The sequence below is a fragment of the Caballeronia sp. TF1N1 genome (assembly GCF_022878925.1).
Taxonomy (GTDB): domain Bacteria; phylum Pseudomonadota; class Gammaproteobacteria; order Burkholderiales; family Burkholderiaceae; genus Caballeronia.
In genome coordinates this window covers 23,140-40,162 of the sequence record NZ_CP084632.1, presented here as the reverse complement: position 1 = coordinate 40,162, position 17,023 = coordinate 23,140, and the positions used below count along the sequence as shown (strand labels likewise).

Annotated in this window: 17 protein-coding genes; all 17 read left to right on the top strand. The window is 58.9% G+C overall.

Annotated elements, in window-relative coordinates:
• Nucleotides 1-2: 2 nt before the first annotated feature.
• Entirely contained in the window at nt 3-173 is a 171-nt protein-coding gene (locus tag LDZ28_RS31760) for a hypothetical protein (RefSeq protein ID WP_244832322.1), read from the top strand.
• 112 nt (nt 174-285) lie between these two features.
• Nucleotides 286-1,419 carry a hypothetical protein gene (locus LDZ28_RS31755; protein WP_244832409.1) on the top strand — a complete coding sequence of 378 codons (1,134 nt, stop codon included), beginning with the start codon at nt 286-288 and terminating at the stop codon, nt 1,417-1,419.
• A gap of 49 nt (nt 1,420-1,468) precedes the next feature.
• The gene (locus LDZ28_RS31750; protein ID WP_244832408.1) at nt 1,469-1,807 is read left to right on the top strand and encodes a hypothetical protein; all 339 of its coding nucleotides are present in this window, start codon (nt 1,469-1,471) and stop codon (nt 1,805-1,807) included.
• 44 nt (nt 1,808-1,851) lie between these two features.
• Nucleotides 1,852-3,171 (top strand): SGNH/GDSL hydrolase family protein, encoded by a 1,320-nt coding sequence (locus tag LDZ28_RS31745; RefSeq protein ID WP_244832407.1) that lies wholly within the window; start codon nt 1,852-1,854, stop codon nt 3,169-3,171.
• 12 nt (nt 3,172-3,183) lie between these two features.
• On the top strand, nt 3,184-3,450 hold the full coding sequence (locus LDZ28_RS31740; RefSeq protein WP_244832406.1) for a hypothetical protein: 267 nt from the start codon (nt 3,184-3,186) through the stop codon (nt 3,448-3,450).
• On the top strand, nt 3,450-3,881 hold the full coding sequence (locus LDZ28_RS31735) for a cell wall hydrolase (RefSeq protein WP_244832405.1): 432 nt from the start codon (nt 3,450-3,452) through the stop codon (nt 3,879-3,881). The genes LDZ28_RS31740 and LDZ28_RS31735 overlap by 1 nt, the downstream gene beginning before the upstream one ends.
• Nucleotides 3,878-4,207 (top strand): hypothetical protein, encoded by a 330-nt coding sequence (locus LDZ28_RS31730; RefSeq protein ID WP_244832404.1) that lies wholly within the window; start codon nt 3,878-3,880, stop codon nt 4,205-4,207. Before LDZ28_RS31735 ends, LDZ28_RS31730 begins: the two co-directional genes overlap by 4 nt.
• A gap of 221 nt (nt 4,208-4,428) precedes the next feature.
• Nucleotides 4,429-4,794: a hypothetical protein gene (locus LDZ28_RS31725; RefSeq protein ID WP_244832403.1), complete on the top strand. Its 366-nt coding sequence runs from the start codon at nt 4,429-4,431 to the stop codon at nt 4,792-4,794.
• 81 nt (nt 4,795-4,875) lie between these two features.
• Nucleotides 4,876-7,071, top strand: coding sequence for a hypothetical protein (locus LDZ28_RS31720; RefSeq protein WP_244832402.1), 2,196 nt, complete (start codon nt 4,876-4,878; stop codon nt 7,069-7,071).
• A 108-nt stretch (nt 7,072-7,179) separates the two neighbouring features.
• A complete protein-coding gene (locus tag LDZ28_RS31715; RefSeq protein WP_244832401.1) occupies nt 7,180-7,551 on the top strand; it encodes a hypothetical protein in 372 nt (123 codons plus the stop codon).
• Nucleotides 7,552-8,877, top strand: a complete 1,326-nt coding sequence (locus LDZ28_RS31710) for a hypothetical protein (RefSeq protein ID WP_244832400.1) — start codon at nt 7,552-7,554, stop codon at nt 8,875-8,877. It abuts the gene before it with no gap.
• 14 nt (nt 8,878-8,891) lie between these two features.
• A complete protein-coding gene (locus LDZ28_RS31705; RefSeq protein WP_244832399.1) occupies nt 8,892-10,127 on the top strand; it encodes a N4-gp56 family major capsid protein in 1,236 nt (411 codons plus the stop codon).
• Between the two features lie 85 nt (nt 10,128-10,212).
• Nucleotides 10,213-10,848, top strand: coding sequence for a hypothetical protein (locus tag LDZ28_RS31700; protein WP_244832398.1), 636 nt, complete (start codon nt 10,213-10,215; stop codon nt 10,846-10,848).
• A gap of 69 nt (nt 10,849-10,917) precedes the next feature.
• A complete protein-coding gene (locus LDZ28_RS31695) occupies nt 10,918-11,835 on the top strand; it encodes a hypothetical protein (protein ID WP_244832397.1) in 918 nt (305 codons plus the stop codon).
• Entirely contained in the window at nt 11,835-14,381 is a 2,547-nt protein-coding gene (locus tag LDZ28_RS31690) for a hypothetical protein (protein WP_244832396.1), read from the top strand. Before LDZ28_RS31695 ends, LDZ28_RS31690 begins: the two co-directional genes overlap by 1 nt.
• Before the next feature lie 11 nt (nt 14,382-14,392).
• The gene (locus LDZ28_RS31685) at nt 14,393-14,860 is read left to right on the top strand and encodes a hypothetical protein (RefSeq protein WP_244832395.1); all 468 of its coding nucleotides are present in this window, start codon (nt 14,393-14,395) and stop codon (nt 14,858-14,860) included.
• A gap of 9 nt (nt 14,861-14,869) precedes the next feature.
• Nucleotides 14,870-16,981, top strand: a complete 2,112-nt coding sequence (locus LDZ28_RS31680) for a hypothetical protein (RefSeq protein ID WP_244832412.1) — start codon at nt 14,870-14,872, stop codon at nt 16,979-16,981.
• Nucleotides 16,982-17,023: the final 42 nt, after the last annotated feature.

The window sequence follows — 17,023 nt, the reverse complement described above, 5'->3', positions numbered from 1 at the left end:
TCATGGCTGCCGGCGAGCTGATCGTGAAGTCGGACTGGGCGCCGCCGAAACTCGCTGATTGGGTTGCTGCAAACCCGGTACTGAAGGAGCACTCCAGCCGACTGGTAGTGGATCCGGAAGTACCGGTAAGCGTGAATCCAGAAGGCAACACATCGGTAGTTTCGGCAGACTAAACAAGCCGTTCCAAGTATCATTAGTGCGGCTTCAACCCAGTGACAATCGTCACCAAGGGCGGACTCTCCTTAACGGGAGGTCCGCCCTTTTTTCGTTTACAAGGACCATCTCATGGGTACTCCCAATTCCCTGCCTCTGGCAATCACTTCGCCTGATAACGGCGGCGTCACCGAAGAACGTGTCATCGAGCTGATCAATATGGCGCTGTCCGACATGGGCGGCACGGTGCCAAAGGTCACGTTCTATGGCACGAACAACCACTTCACCTGGCCGAACGACGATCCGGCCCGTCCCGGCTACACCCGTGATCACTGGCCGGCGCAGATTGCGCAGATGGTCGATCTGGGCGCGCTGACTACGCGTGGTGGCTTCGGCATCTTCACCGACTGGAAGGGTGAGCTGGATTCGGACGCCGACACCTACATCGACTACATCGACAACTTCGCCAAGCCTGCTGGCGTCGTCGTGTGTCCGGTGCTGATGGCCGACTATCGCTCGTCAGCCGACGAGGCGGCGGCTTATCAGGTCGGCTACAACCTCGGCTCGCAAGCCGCGCGGCTCAAGTTCCGTGTCGCTCAGTACGAGATCGGCAACGAGGAAGATTCGTTCGCCATCATCGACGGATCGCACTCGGGCCGGTCTCCCGCCGACTACGACCTGCATCGTTTCTCCCTGGTTCGTGCTTACCTGCGCGGCCAGATCGCTGGCATCCGTTCCAGTGACTCGGTCACGCCCATCGTCATCGATATCACGTGGGTGCATACGGCCTTCCTGGAAATGCTCTGGAACGGTACGGCTCCCGACGGCAGCACCGGTCACCCGACCGTGCGCTGGAACAAGACCGCACTGCACTGGTACACGAACAACTACGCCGGCAACGACAACATCGAGAACGTCATCGACCAGGGTGGCCTGAACCTGCTTGCCTGGGCGAAGAACACGTTCGGCGTGCCGATCCACATCAACGAGTGGGGTGCGAACTCCGACACGTACAGCAACAACGAGACATCCATCAAGAACGCAATCACCGGTTCGTTGCTGATGGGTAAGTTTCAGTCCGTTGCGAAGACCTACGGCATCGAGCACATCTGCTACTACCAGCTCACCGATGGCGCTGCGCCGGGCACGCCCGACACGGATCGTGAGGAGGAGTACGGCCTGGTGAAGAAGGACAACACCACCAAGAAAGCTCGTTACGCCTCGTTCAAGACCAAGATCGCCGCAATGCCTAACCCGCTGGCGTAACAAGGACGGGCCGCTCACAAGGTGGCCCGTTCTCTGACTGAGAACCGAAATGCCGAATGAAGATCTTCGAGTTGAGCTTGCAACCATCAGCGTGACGTTGGGCTTTGTCCAGCGTGAGCTGGAGGAAGCTCGTCTCGCCCGCAAGGGACAGTACGAAAAGATGGAAGAGCAGGGCAAGACGCTCAACCAGCTCGATACCCGCCTGGGCGAAGTCGAGAAGAGCCTCAAGACCCAGGCACCCACCATCGAAGAATTCATCACGATCAAACACAAAGTGCAGGGCGCAGGACTGTTCGGAAAGTGGACGTGGACCGTATTGGCTTTCGTCATCGGGCTGGCGTTTTCTTTCCGAACCGAACTGGTCCGCATCTTCTTCGGAGTGAAGTAATGGGACTTTTCGATCAACTCGCTGCTGAATACAGCGGTGAGGTCGTGTTCGCCAACATCAACTCGATGTCCCGCTACAAAGCGGGCGCCGAGCTTTCCACGACTGCCATTCACGATGCGGCGGTGAAGGCCGTCTCGGGCGGTGGCAATTCTTCCCCTGGCTCGGGTGATCCGGTCGTACTGCGCTTTACCGACAAGGTGTATCGCAACTTCGTGCAAGACAACACGCACCGGCTGCGCATGGCGCTAAGTCGGGCTGCGGCGTCCAATGGCCGCGCTCGCATCGTCTTTCTGGGCGACTCGTTCTGTTCCGGTTACGGCAACTACAACGGCGCCCATAGCCGCTACGGTGCGCAAGTTGCCCGCATGCTCTCGGCCCGTGGCTGGAACGTGCGCAATGACGGCTTTCATGGCGACGCCTGGAACGGCGGCAGCATCGACGACTTTCTGGCACTGGACCAGCGGGTCTCGTATTTCGGCAACGTGGCGATCTACGACTCGGCATACCCGACGCTTGGCGGGCGCCTGTTCGAGATCCGGGGCGAGGGCAACCTGCTTTCTTTCGCACCCGACTCGGGCAACACGTTCGACACGGTGGACGTGCTAGTGCCGATGAACATGTGGAACAACGACCTCGTGTTCATCTTCCATGATGGCAATGGCAACGATACTGCGGAAGTGCCCGCTGGTATCACCCACGGCCTGCATGGCATGAAGATGGTCACGGTCACCACGCCCGATGGCTTTGCCGCCAAGTCGCTCACGATCACCTGTCATGGCAGGGATAGCGCCTACCTCGCGGGCCTGAACTGCCGCGACTCGCAAAAGCCCGGCATTGAAGTGATCGTCGCTGGCGTGGCCGGTGGGCGCATGGCTGATTGGTCGGTGAACCCGGTCAATCCCGATGACGACACCTACTTCGACTCGACGACCTACAACGTTCAGGCATCGCTCGCGGCACTTTGCGCGGACTTCCAGGACGTGCCCACGATCTTCATCACCGAAGGCTGGGCCAACGACTGGGATGCCAACAACATCACGCCAGCTCAGGCCACCGATCTCGCCGGTGCGCTCATCGACAAGCTGAGCCAGTGGGGAGACAACATCTGGCTCGGATACAGCCCGATGTCGCCCACCTACAAGGAAGGCGTCAACCTCGAAGAGCTGGTGCCGGTCTACAACGAGGCCGTGTTCAAAGCAGCCACCGACCGCGGTCTTCCGGTGATTGACCCGTGGGCGATCTACCCGAGCTTCGAGACGACGGCCAACATGGGCCTCACCAACGATGGCGTCGAGCATCCGTCGGGAGAAGGGCATGCGATCTTCGCACGCTCGATCATCTCGGCCTTCGACTCCATCTTCTAAATTGGAACTGGCGTGAAGACCTACAACATAATTCTAATCGCCGAGTGGAAACGTGTGTGGAAGATGTACTCCACGCACGCATTCTCGCTCGCCATGGGAATCAGCGGCGGGCTGCTCTGGCTCGCCAAGGTTCATCCCGACATTTACGAGAAAACGCCTGCATGGATGCTGGTTTTGATCGGTTTGTTCTGTGGCGTGAGCTACGGCATAAGCCGCGTTGTTCGGCAAGAAAATCTGCATGACGACGCCTCTCCACCGCCTGAAGAGGAAAAGAGTTGATGTCTGTTACATACCCAACATATACTGATGCCGATTTGGACACAGTTGCCAGAACTCTCTGGGGCGAAGCCCGAGGCGAGTCGAAGACTGGAAAGATAGCGGTCGCTTGGGTAATCAAAAACCGTGTGCTTTCCCCGGTGGTGTGGTGGGGGAAGGATTACGCAAGCGTCTGCCGGGCCAAGTACCAGTTCTCTTGCTGGAACTCGAACGATCCGAACTTCCCGTTTCTCGCTGGTGAGCGTGAGATCCCCAAGTCTGAGTACCTGGAGTGTGAGGATGCGGCGCTCCTGGTGCTCGCTAATTACCAGCCTGATATCACCTTGGGTGCCACTCACTATTACGCCAAGAGCATCAAGGCGCCGGCGTGGACCAAGGGTGCTGTCAAGACGGTGACCGTCGGCAGCCACTTCTTCTTTAAGGACGTGCCATGACCTGGTCAATTGCGGCCGCCATGATGTCGGCGCTTAACGGCGCCTACAACCTCTTCAAGGCGCTCTTCGGCAAAAAGGATCCCACCGCTGGCGGCATCGAGGATGCCAATACGCACGCGGTGGCCACCATGAACAAGATCGAGAAAACCTCCTCGGAGGCGACTCGTGACTCACAACAAGGTGTCGCCAATGAAGTCCAGACTGCCGACGACGTTGCTGCTGATCGGCATAGCCAGCTTGCTGCTGCTCACGGGTTGCGCGCACGAGCAGCCGTCCTTGAAGCTACCCGAGATCGCACAGACTCGGCTGCTGGTTCCAACGGTTAATTGTTCGGAGAGTGCACCCTATGACCATAACCGAGCGTATCCGACAGCTCCTGCCGACGATCAGGATCTCGACCAGGTCTCAACCTACGCGGCAGCCTGGCAAGACTGGGCAGTCGATGCCGACAAAGCCCTTGATCGTGCAAACGGTAAGCGAAGAGTTACCGCCGAATGTCTCGGCAAACTCCGAGGCAGTGGCCTCATTAACTGAAAGGAATGATCCCGTGTTGACTCTCACTCAAGTCGCCGCTGCCATTGTCAGCGGTGCAACGGCCGTCGAATCGGCCATCGTCGCAGTTGGTGTGGTGGTCCGTGACGTGAAGACCATCGTCGCCTACATCCCGGATCTGATGCAGACGTTCGAGAACGCCTATGCGCAGATCGGCCAGCCGACCAACGGCGCAGGCAAGCTCGCCGGTGTGCTCGCCGCACTGGAAGCAGTGGCTGCACGCATCGGCGTGGTGTGGACCGACAGCATCAAGGCGCTCGTCTCCGACATCATCGCTCAGGCGAAGGCGGCATATAACGCCGTGGTGTCGGCCGCGAAGGGACCGTCCACGGCGCTGCCCAGCGTACAAGCAGCCGTCTAAGTTTTGCGAAGGAACCAAGGAACCTATCTTCCAAGGCGGAGTTAGGTTCCTTGGTCTTTTGCGGCAATGGAAAACACGCCAATGAAGATCGACAGCCCGAATCAGGTCTTGGCTGCGCCACAAGTGCCAGTCAAGAAGCTCACGAAGTGGGCGAAGGAACCGACCATCGCAGATCTCCGGGGAGATTTCGATGCGGCCAAGCCATCGCATGACGCACAGGTCACCCGCATCAATGCCTGGCTCGATCAGCTCCATGTGACGGGTTCGGCCAAGCCCAAGAAGATCAAGGGCCGCAGTGCTGTTCAGCCGAAGCTCATCCGTCGCCAGACGGAGTGGCGCTATTCGGCACTAACCGAGCCGTTCCTCGGTTCCGACAAGCTCTATCAGGTCAAGCCCGCCAATGCGGACTCGACCCAAGCTGCCGTCCAGAATGAGACGGTGCTCAACTGGCAGTTCCGCACGAAGCTCAACCGCGTGAACTTCATCGACAACCTGGTGCGTTGCACGGTCGATGAGGGTACGTCTGTCGTGCGTTTGGGCTGGAAGCGGGTGACCAAGAAGGTCAAGCAGCAGGTGCCGCGCTTCGTGCATTACGAGATCGAGACGCAGCCGCAGATGCTGGCCTTCCAGCAAGCGCTCTCCCTGGTTCAGGAAGACTCGAACAATCTGGGCAGTCTCCCGCCCGAGATGCAGTCGGCCATCTCCCATTATCAGGAGACTGGCCAGACAACATATGCGCAGCGCGACGGGGTCGAGACGGTCACCAACGACATGCTCGTCGAGAACCGGCCGACCGCTGAAGTCATCGAGATCCGCAACTTCTATCTCGATCCCTCCTGCAACGGTGACACCGACAAGGCGCTATTTTGCATCTACTCGTTCGAGACGAACAAGGCCGAGATGCAGAAGGAGCCAGAGCGCTACAGGAATCTCGATGCGGTGAACTGGGAAGGTGCCACGGTCCAGACCGACACCGAGCACTCCACCAACACGCCGAGCGACTTCCAGTTCCGGGATGCAGCGCGCAAAAAGGTCGTGGCCTACGAATACTGGGGCTTCTACGATGTGAACGGCACGGGCGAGCTGGTGCCCATAGTGGCCACCTGGATCGCCGACACGATGGTGCGGATGGAACTCAACCCGTTCCCCGATCAGAAGATTCCGTTCGTCGTCATCCCCTACATGCCGATCAAGCGCAGCGCCTACGGCGAGCCGGATGCGGAGCTGCTCGAAGACAACCAGAAGATTCTGGGTGCCACGATCCGAGGCATGATCGATTTGATGGGCCGCTCGGCTAATGGCCAGCAGGGCTTTGCCAAGGGCATGCTCGACCCGAGAAACCGGCGTCGGTATGAAAACGGGGAGGACTATGAGTTCAACCCGAACATGCCGATTGCGCAAGGACTCATCGAGCACAAGTATCCGGAGATCCCGCAGTCGGCCCTCACCATGGTTCAGTTCATGAACCAGGATGCCGAAGCACTCACGGGCGTGAAATCCTTCTCGGGTGGCATCTCCGGCCAGGCCTATGGTGATGTGGCCAAGGGCATCCAGACCGCACTCGATGCAGCATCGAAGCGTGAGATGGCCATTCTGCGGCGACTTGCCAAGGGTATGAGCCAGATCGGCGACAAGATCATCGCCATGAATGGCGCCTTCATGTCGGAAGAGGAAACGATCCGCGTGACGGCAGATGAGTTTGTCCAGGTTCGCCGGGATGAGCTGATCGGCAACTTCGATCTGATTGTGGACATCTCCACCGCTGAGGTGGACAACCAGCAGTCCCAGGACTTGGCGTTCATGTTGCAGACGCTCGGACCGAAGGCTGACTGGAGTTTCACGGCCATGATCCTGTCGGAGATCGCTCGCCTGAAGCGGATGCCGGAACTCGCCAAGAAGATTCTGGCGTTCAAGCCGCAGCCCGATCCGATGCAGCAGCAGTTGCTTCAGATGCAGATCGAGAAAGAGAAGAGCGAGATCGACAAGAACAACGCTCAGGCCGAACTCTATCGCGCGCAAGCCAAGGCTGCCTCGGCCATGGGCGACAAGACCAACCTCGACTTCGTCGAACAGGAAACCGGCACCAAGCACGCTCGGGAAATGGAAAAGCAGGCCGCACAGGCCGAAGCCAACCAGAACCTGAAGGTGACCGATGCACTGCTTAAACCAAGGAAACAGGCCAATGGCGCCGAATCGAAGCCGGATATCCAGGCAGCGGTGGGCTACAACCAGTTTTCTAAGGCACAAAGCGGTGCTCCTGCTGGACAACCGGCCTAGTTAACTTCTACAATCCTCACGTTATGTTTGGGGTCGCACATACACAGCGGCCCAATAAATGAAGGGATTCACCGGATAAACCCTCAACCTATTTTTTAGAGAGCATCCATGTTCAACACGAGTCATCTCCAGGAACTCGAACAGGGTCTGGAGACCGCCAAGAAAAACGTCGCATTGCGTGACGCACTCGTCAAACTCCAGTCCAACAAGGACTTCAAGAAGCTCGTCACCGAGACGTATCTGGTGAATGCAGCGGCCGACTTCGCCCGCCAAGCAGGGGATCCCGCAATGGGAGAACGCCAACGTGCTGATGCACTGGCCATGGCGCTGGCACCGGGCTACTTCAAACGCTTTATGAACGTCGTGTTCTCCCAAGGCCAGCAAGCCGAAGAGGACATCCCCGAGCTGGAGAAGGGCATTGAATTCATCCAGAACGGTGGGACGTTTGACGACAACGACGATCAGGACCAGGACGATTAAATGCCGATGCCAGCGGGTGTGAATCCGCTGGAGTTGAGCGACGAGGATTTCCTGAAGCATGCGGCAGAGGGTGACGTTCTTCCCTCTGGCTCAGAGTCTCAAGAGGCTAACGCCGAGACGCATCATGAAACCCCCGTTGCGAAGACCGACTCCAGCGAAGAGGCAGGGGCTGCCTCGACTGAAACCAAAGTTGAAACCACCGAGACCAAAGTTGACCTGGCCTCCACGGAAGTGAAGCCCGAGTTGAATGTTGCATCTACGCAAGTAGACCCTAGTAAACAGGGTGCGAATGATGTTAACGTTCAACCCAACTCGGAGTCGAAGGAAGTCAAGAAGGATGTAGCAACTGTAACCACTCCTGAAGCTAAGCCGGCAGGCGAAGTGAAGGATGGACAGGACAAGTCGAAAGTCGCTGAGACCACCGACAAGTCTGCTGAGTCCGAAGGCACTATCGACTACGAAGCGTTTTACAAGCGGGTGATGACACCCTTCAAGGCAAACGGCAAAACGATTGAGCTTCGTAATATCGACGAAGCGATCAGCCTGATGCAGATGGGGGCGAACTACACCCGCAAGATGCAGGACATGGCTCCGCATCGCAAGACGCTGATGATGCTCGAAAACGCGCAGTTGATGGACCCTGATCGTTTGTCGTTCTTGATCGACTTGAACAACGGCGACCCCAAGGCAATCCAGAAGCTGCTCAAGGACAAGGGAGTCGATCCCATGTCCATCGACACCAGCGAAGATTCAAACTACCTTGGCGGAAATCACAAGGTCAGTGATGAAGAGGCGAACTTTCGCTCCGCACTTAGCGACGTGCAGTCGCTTGAAGGCGGTAAAGCGACGCTTCAGGCCATCAACGACACATGGGATCAGGCTTCTAAGGATGTGCTGTGGAGCGAGCCTCAAGTGATGTCGGCTATCCACCAACAGCGTGAGAACGGGATTTACGAACGTATCTCCGCCGAGGTGAGCCGGCAAAAAACCTTGGGACACGTTCCAGCCGATCTGCCGTTCATCAAGGCCTACAAGGTCGTCGGTGACGCGATGGATGCGGCAGGCGCCTTCAAAGACCTGGTTGCACAGTCACCGGCTGTCCCTGCTCAGAAGACCCCTGCCACAACCACTGCTGCTGTCACTCCTCCTGAAAAGAAGGAGCCGGTGGCAACTCGTGTCGTCACTCCCAAGTCGGCTGCGGCTAACGCAGATGCGGCGAGTGCTGCTGCGGCAACGCGCAGCGCCCCTCGTGAAGCAAAGCCTTTCGTGAATCCCCTCGCCATGTCGGACGAGGAGTTCATGAAGCAAATGCATAACCGGCTCTGATAAGGGATTGACCCATGCCATTGAACTACAACGCCCCGGCCGACGGGCAAAAGTCGAGCATCGACGGTGCTGGTTCCGACCAGATGAACACCTTCCTGTGGCTGAAGTCGTCGTTGGTGACGGCCCGCAAGGAGCAGTATTTCATGCCCCTCGCATCGGTCACGAACATGCCCAAGAACATGGGCAAGAAGATCAAGGTGTACGAGTACATCCCGCTGCTGGATGACCGAAACATCAACGATCAGGGTATCGACGCAGCAGGTGCGACGATCCAGGACGGCAACCTCTACGGTTCGTCCAAAGACGTGGGCAAGATCACGGCGAAGCTGCCGCACTTGACCGAGAACGGTGGCCGCGTGAACCGCGTTGGCTTCACCCGTATCGAGCGTGAAGGTACGTTCCACAAGTTCGGTATGTTCTACGAGTGGACGCAAGAGACGATGGACTTCGACTCGGATGCCGAGTTGGGCCAGCATCTGGCGACCGAACTCATGAACGGCGCCGTGCAGATGACCGAAGCGCAGCTCCAGATGGACTTGCTGGCAGCTCCGGGCGTCGTGATGTTCTCGGGTGCGGCTACGTCGAAAGCCACGATCACCGGTGAAGTCGTGCCGGCCGCTGGTGGCAATCCGGAGATCCCGGCTTCCGTCGTGTCGTACAAGAACCTCTCGCGTCTGGACCAGATCCTGACCGACAACCGTTCGCCGACTTCGGTGACGATCATCACGGGTTCGCGCCTGGTCGATACGAAAACGCTCGGCGCCCGCCGTGTGATGTACGTCGGCTCGGAACTGGCTCCGGTGCTCGAAGCCATGACCGACTTGTTCGGCAATCCGGCTTTCGTTCCGGTCCAGCAATACGGCGATGCCGGCACGCTGATGAACGGCGAAATCGGTGCTATCGGCAAGTGGCGCTTCATCCAAGTGCCGGAAATGCTGCACTGGGCAGGCGCTGGTGCGGTGGCCACGGACGACAATCCCGGCTACCGTGTCAGCTCGGTGGGCGGCGTCGAGCACTACGACGTGTTCCCGATGCTCACCATCGGTGACGACTCGTTCACGACCATCGGCTTTCAGACGGACGGCAAGACGGTCAAGTTCAACGTCATCACCAAGATGCCGGGCAAGGAAACGGCCGACAAGACCGATCCGTATGGCGAACAGGGCTTCAGCTCGATGAAGTGGTACTACGGCATTCTCATCAAGCGCCCGGAACGTCTCGGCATCATCTACACCGTCGCACCGCAGTAAGCGGCACTGCTGAACCAAGGGAAAGGAGATTGTCCCCGCAGTCTCCTTCCCCTTGGCTCCAAGACCTGGAATCCAAGGATCAACCATGACGGACCTGAATCAACTCGACGAAGAGCACGACGAGCAGCTCACGGAAGCTGACGAACTCAAGCTCCTGAAAGAACGTGCCACGCTGATGGGCATCAAGTTCAGCAACAACATCTCGGTCGATACGCTCAAGCAGAAGATCGAAGAAAAGATGAGCGGCACCGCACCCAAGGAAGAGCCGACCGAAAAGGCCAATGCTCTGACCGGTGCCACGCTCGTTGAAGACGGCAAGCCGGTGAAGACCAAGTCGCTGCGCCGCTGGCTGTACGAAGAAGAAATGAAGCTGATCCGTGTGCGGATCACCTGCATGGATCCGAAGAAAGCAGACCTGCATGGCGAACTCCTGTGCGTGTCGAACGAATACCTCGGCAACGTCAAGCGCTTCATCCCTTACGGCGAAGCCACCGAGAACGGTTTCCACATCGAGAACTGTCTCTACAAGACGCTGCGGGATCGGGAATACATCCAGGTGCGCGAGATGAAGGGCGACAAGTCCAACGGCATGACGCCGCGCATCGAGAAGCGCTGGGTGCGTGAATTCGCCATTGAGGTGCTGCCTCCGCTCACGGCGCAAGAGCTGCACGACCTGAAGGTTGCGCAGATCGCAGCCGGCTCCATCGAAGCGGCGAAGTAAGTCGCCACGCCTTCACGAGAAGCCCGTCCTGAATAGGGCGGGTTTTTTGTTTGAACCAGGGAAAAGAACATGCCGGATCAGTCCAACTACGGGGTCGCAAACGATGCGATCAATGCCTATAACCTGCTCATGCAGGCCACGCCGATCAACATCGACACGCTCGATCTGACCTCGGATGTCTACAAGATTCCGTCCGATGCCACCTCCGGCGCGTATCAGGAAGTCCAAAAGCTGACTAACGCCGATCTCTCGCAAGGCAAGATCGACGGCACCGGTACGTTCGATGTGCTCATGCAGGCAGCCAAGGCGATCCTGCGCGAGGAATACGAAAAGGGCCGCATTACCGCTGCGGAATACACCAAGGCGTTCACCGCCATGATGGAAGCGGCAATGCAAAACGCCGTGCAGTTCCTGGTGCAGCGGGACAGCGCTTACTGGCAGGCGGTCAATGCACAAGTGGCCATGGTCACCGCACGGGTGGGACTGGAGACGGCCAAATACCAAGCGATCACCGCTCGCATTGCGGGGGAAACCGGCAAGGCCGAACTCGCGCTCACGAAAGCCAAGATCGGCACGGAAGACGCCCAGTTCGCACAGATCGCCTACCAAGTGGACAAGCTCCTGCCGCAGCAGCTCGCACAAGCGGTGGCTACGGTTGCCAACCTGCAAGCGCAGCTCATCGGCATCAAGGAGCAGGGTGAAGCCGCTCGTGCGCAAACACTCGACACCCGCTCGGATGGGGTGACCACGGTCGCCGGCCTCATCGGTAAGCAAAAGGCCACGGCCGACAAGCAAGTCGCGCTCTACGATCAGCAGATCACGAGCTACCAGCGCGATGCCGAGACGAAGTTCGCCAAGATCTTCACGGATGCGTGGATCACGATGAAGTCCATCGACGAAGGTATCACCGCACCGACGGGCTTCTCCAACGGCTCCATCGACCAGATCCTCTCGATGCTCAAGACCAAGAACGGGGTGACGGGCTAATGGGACTCTTCGGCTCCAGCTCGCAGACGTTCGTGGCGTCCTCCGTCTATAACCTGGCGGGGGACATCAAGGATCGTCCGAACTTTCTGAAGACGACGGTGCTGTCCGGTGTCATCGGCAATGCGGGCAACTCCATTGCCGAGGCCGTCACCGAGGGCTACAAGAAAGGTCCGGGCATGACGCTGCGCAAGTTCGCCAGTTGGGCGAAGGGCAGTTATGCGGCCACCGTCGGCTTTACCGCTGGCGATCTCTCGACGGGCAACCGGCTGGATATGGCCTCCCTGGCTCAGCAGATTCCGGCCGGGGCCGGCAAGACAGTGGCAGTGCAGTCGGCCGACTTGGGCATTGCCGACATCACCTGGTGGGCCGAGCGCTACATCCTGGCGCACAAGCCCCAGTTGATCGAAACGAACTGGCATGCCGATTACCTGATGGGGCAGTGCTACATCACCTATGCCGACCGCTCGGTCGATGTGTTCGTGCCGGACGGCTTCAACCCGGATGCCAAGTACCTGTTCGCCGCCTACACCTTGAATTCGGGTGAGGTGCTCGGCCAGCAGGTGGCAGGCGCCGTCACGTACCTGGGCAGCTCCGGTCCGTGGCCATCCACCGATGGGTGGGTGCTGGCCAGTGCGCAATTCCCCTCGCAGAAGCTCCAACTGACCAACGGCACGGTCTCCGTGGTGCAGACAATCAAGACGTTCGAGCGTCGCACCTACCTCGGGATTGATCCGACTAATCCGGCTCGCACGCATACGAAGCTGGAGCAGATGGTGCAGTTCGACGGGCTGGCGCCGGTGGGCAACCAGACGACGCCGGACCGGCACTATCAGATCTTCACCACCGACGTGACCGATGCGGTGACCGGCGCCTTGCAGGTGATGATCTACCCGCAAGGCGGCGGCAATCCGGCGCTCGATGCGATGTTCGCCGTCCCCACCGAGTTCGGCAACTTCCTGCCATATATCCCGGTGCGGATCGACAACAAGATGGTCTCACCCACCTATCAGCCGGCAGTCTATGCAGCGGCCAAGACTGCGTACAAGCGAGCCACGGGCGGGCGGTTCGACGAGCTGGTGGACAAGGTCAACGACAACGAGTCCATTGGCGACATCGACTACTGCTATGTGGTCTTCGGGGTGTCGGTCAATGCCGAGGAGGTGACGGCCAAGAAGTACATCTACGCGTTCTTCGAGGCGATCATGGACTCGGCCTCGTTCACGCCCCGTGCCTATGCACGCTTCAAAGCGCAGTGGGCGCTGGCCCAGGCGAGCCAGGAGAAGTACAACGCATGGGTGCAATCCAATGGCGGGCTGAATACTGCCGCCACCGCTGCGCCGCAATTCGTCGAGTTCCCGACACTGCCCGAGCAGAACATCACGATCAAGACGAGCAACCCGTCCAATCTCAACTACAACATGAAGATCTCATGGAATGGTGTCGAAGAGAAAGCGGGTGCCGGTATGCAGGCTGGCCACGCTGTCGGTGACATGTGGTGGACGGTCAACGGTGCGGACACGTTCACCCAGAACATCCGGGTGGCCAATGACAATGGGACTGGTCTTTATGTGAATAGCTTCCAGGTGCCCAATGTCACGCTCTGGTGGCAAGTGGACGACAACAACTGGAAGAGCCTGACGATCTATGGACTGAAGCATCAGAACATGATCTACAACGGCAAGTCAGTGGACACTGGTATCACCGATGCTTTGAAAGACACCGAAGAGAGTGGCTTCATCATTCCGTTGCATGAAGAGATCTACCGGGAGATGCCGCTTAAAGATGCCACTCAGATGGGAACGGCCTGCGTCTACTTGGTCTTCAACTCATATCAAGTGGTGAAGAAGAAGTGGTATCAGACCGGACTCTTCTCGGTCATCATGATTGTGGTGATCATCGTCATCACAATTGTGACCTGGGGCGGCGGCACCGGACCTGCCGCGGCAGCGTATGGTGCAATCGGCGCCGCTGTGGGCTTGACCGGAACGGCCGCGATTATCGCCGGCATGGCAATTTCAATGCTGGCCGGCATGATCTTGAGCAAGGTGCTCGGCGTCGTCTCCAAGGCCATCTTCGGTGAGAAGGTCGGGGCCATCATCGGGGCGGTAGCCACTGTCGTGGCGATGGTGATCGGCACCAGCATGGCCAATGGCAGCAACTGGACGACGGCGCTGTCCGAACTCACTAAGCCCTTGAACCTGCTTCAGCTCACCAACGCTGTGGGGCAGGGCGTGTCGGAATACATCGGCTATGAGACGCAGGACATAATTAAGCAGACCAGCGACATGCTGGAGTCGTACAATGAAAAGATGGGCAATGTCGAGGATGCCTATCAAGCTCTCGGGCTGACCGACCTCGCACAATTCAACCCCATGCAGCTCACCGATGTCGGTGCCGGAGCAACAGCCCCGCATCAGTACGAGCCAGCAGACAGCTTCCTCAACAGAACACTGATGACTGGTAGCGACATTGCGAATCTTCAGAACGCTCTGATCTCGCAGTTCACGTCATTGACTCTGGATCCCAATCAGAACCTCGTTACCTGACAGGTGCTTCTATGCCCGGTACTTACGATTTCAACTGGGGTGCAGCCGCATCCCCTCAGTTCACAATGCCCGGTGGTGTGGCCACACCGGTCTATGGCTACAACTCGATCAATCAATATGGGATGGCATCTCCTACCCTTGGTTCCGCCGTGCCTGATCTGGGCGGCACACTGGGCACTACTCAAAGCCTGGCAGGCGCAACTGCACAAGCACCGGGCGCATTCGCCGGACTTGGACTGAACCTGCCCACGCTGCAACTTGGGCTGGACTCCATCGGCAAGATCGGCAGCTTGTATGCCGGTCTGTCGTCGCTTGGCCTGGCCAAGGATCAGTTCTCGTTCCAGAAAGACATGGCGAACAAGAACTACACCAACTCGGTGTCGGCCTACAACACGTCGCTCGAAGACCGGGCCAATGCTCGTGCCTCGGTGGACGGCTCCAATGCGGCGGCTTACATCGCCGCGCACAAGCTCAGCTAAGGAGAAGTCATGGCTGTTTTGACTTGGCGCAATGTGGATGCGCCACAAGATCGCGGCAACTCGGCTATCTCCGGGCTGACCGCTGCTGCACGTCTTTTCGACAACGGGGCGTCCGGACTCGGGGATGCCATCGGCCGCTTCGGCACGCAACAGACCGACCTGGCCAACAATGCCGCTGTGCAAGCAGCATCGCGTTTTCAAGATTCCGACCAGCTCAAGGCTGCACTCTCGGACGGCTCGCTTTTCGCAGGCCTTCAGGGAGTGGATCCTACGCGCGTGGATGCGAAGACGACGGGGCTGCTCAACGCCCGTGTCGGAGATCTGCTCGCCAACACGACTTCCGAGCTGAACAACCAGAGCACGCGTCAGCAGATGGACGTGCGCGGTGAAAAGCTCATGGAAGACCAGTACGCGTTCGGCCGCACCAAGGACCAGAATGCGCTGATCGATGCCGCACGGCCGGCAGCCAATGCGCTCGCGCTCGCCTCGTACAACCGTGACCCGGCAGCCATTGCCGCCGCTTCCGCTGATCCGTCGCTCGCACGCTTGCCGGCTGATGTGTTCCAAAAGTTGATGACCGATGCCACGTCCCAGCAACAAGGCCGGGCCACGCTCACCGGGACCGATCTGTCGAACCAGGGCACGGGACTGCGTAATCAGGCCACGGCCTTCGACAACATGGTCACGCAGCGCAACGACCGTGCGCAGCAAGGCGCGCTCGCTGTCATGGACCAGTTGAAGGATGCGGCCACCGGTGGCGAGGCATATCAGCAATACAACCGCATCGCCCAGTCGCTCGATCCGCAAGTGGCGGCCACCGTGCGTGCTCAGCTTGAGCAACGCTGGGGTCCGATCTTTGGCGGAGCAGGTTCTTTCCCTGGCTCAGGGGGTGCAGGCACGGGCGCGGCCGGAGCGATTGCAGGTGCCGCAGGTGGACTGACTCCCTTGGGCGGTGCGCCGCTCGATGGCGGGGATGCAGGCACGGCGGCCGGTGGCAAGTACAACGTCACTTTCGGCTACCGCAAGACCGATGTGCCAATCACCTCGATGTCGATTGACGATCTGACGAAGAAGGGCGGCTTGCAGGATCAGATGATTAACGATCCGACGCTCAAGAACTCGCCGCTCGGTGCGTACCAGATCAACAAGGACACGCTGCTCGACTTCGCCAAGCGACTCGGCATCAAGTCGGATACGAAGTTCACGCCTGAAGTGCAGGAGCAACTGGGCCGTGCGATCTTCGAGGACCGCAAGAACGGCGACCTGTCAAAGACCTGGTCCTCGCTGGCCAAGATTCCGGGTGCCTCCGATGTCGGCGCCTTCAAGAACAAGTCCTGGGACGAGGTGAAAGACTTCATCGCCCAGAACGAAGGCACAGCCAAAGCCGAGACGGCCAACGACGTGCGCAACGAAGGCAAGACCTTGCTCGACAGTCTCACGAACCTGAAGCTGAACCAGGGGCAGAAGATCCAGCTCAATGGCGCCAACGGGATCGAGAAGGCACTGGCCGTGACGCGCTCGGGAGACGCCGGCAGCGAAGCGAGCAACCTGATTGCCAATATGTCGGCATTTAAGGGTGCAGACGCCGGGTGGCTCACCGACGAGATCAACGAAGTGGCCAAGCGGGGCAAGCTGACCGCACCGCAGGCGGCGACGCTGATTCAGCAGCACCTGAAGTCGAATCAAGGCACCCTTGCCAATGCGGCGGACAACATCCGCACTTTGGGAGGTCTGCTCGATCCGCGCAGCACGACGGCTTCGCCCAATCTGCCGAGTGGCCAGCGCATCGACGACCGTGCATTGCTGGCGGCCGCCGACTCGAACGCACAAGGTCAGGGCGTGGCGCAGCTCGGCCAGACCCAAAACATGGTCGCCTCGCAAGCTCAGATCGATCAGGCGGGCGCAGCACTTCAAGCAGCACAAGAGCAATTGATCAATGCTCGTCAGCGCGCTTTGGCCAACCCGAGGTGGACGGGCTTGAAGGCAGTCGAGCAGCAATACGCTCAGACCGTTGCTCAAGCACGACTGCTTCTCGCTAGTGCGGCGAACAACGCACCTGTAAACTTGGTGCCTGGCTACAACGATCAAGCAGCACGCAGAGCAGCAGCTTCTACTCGCTGATCATCTGAACTGTCAATGAAGCCTCACTCCTGAAAAGGGTGG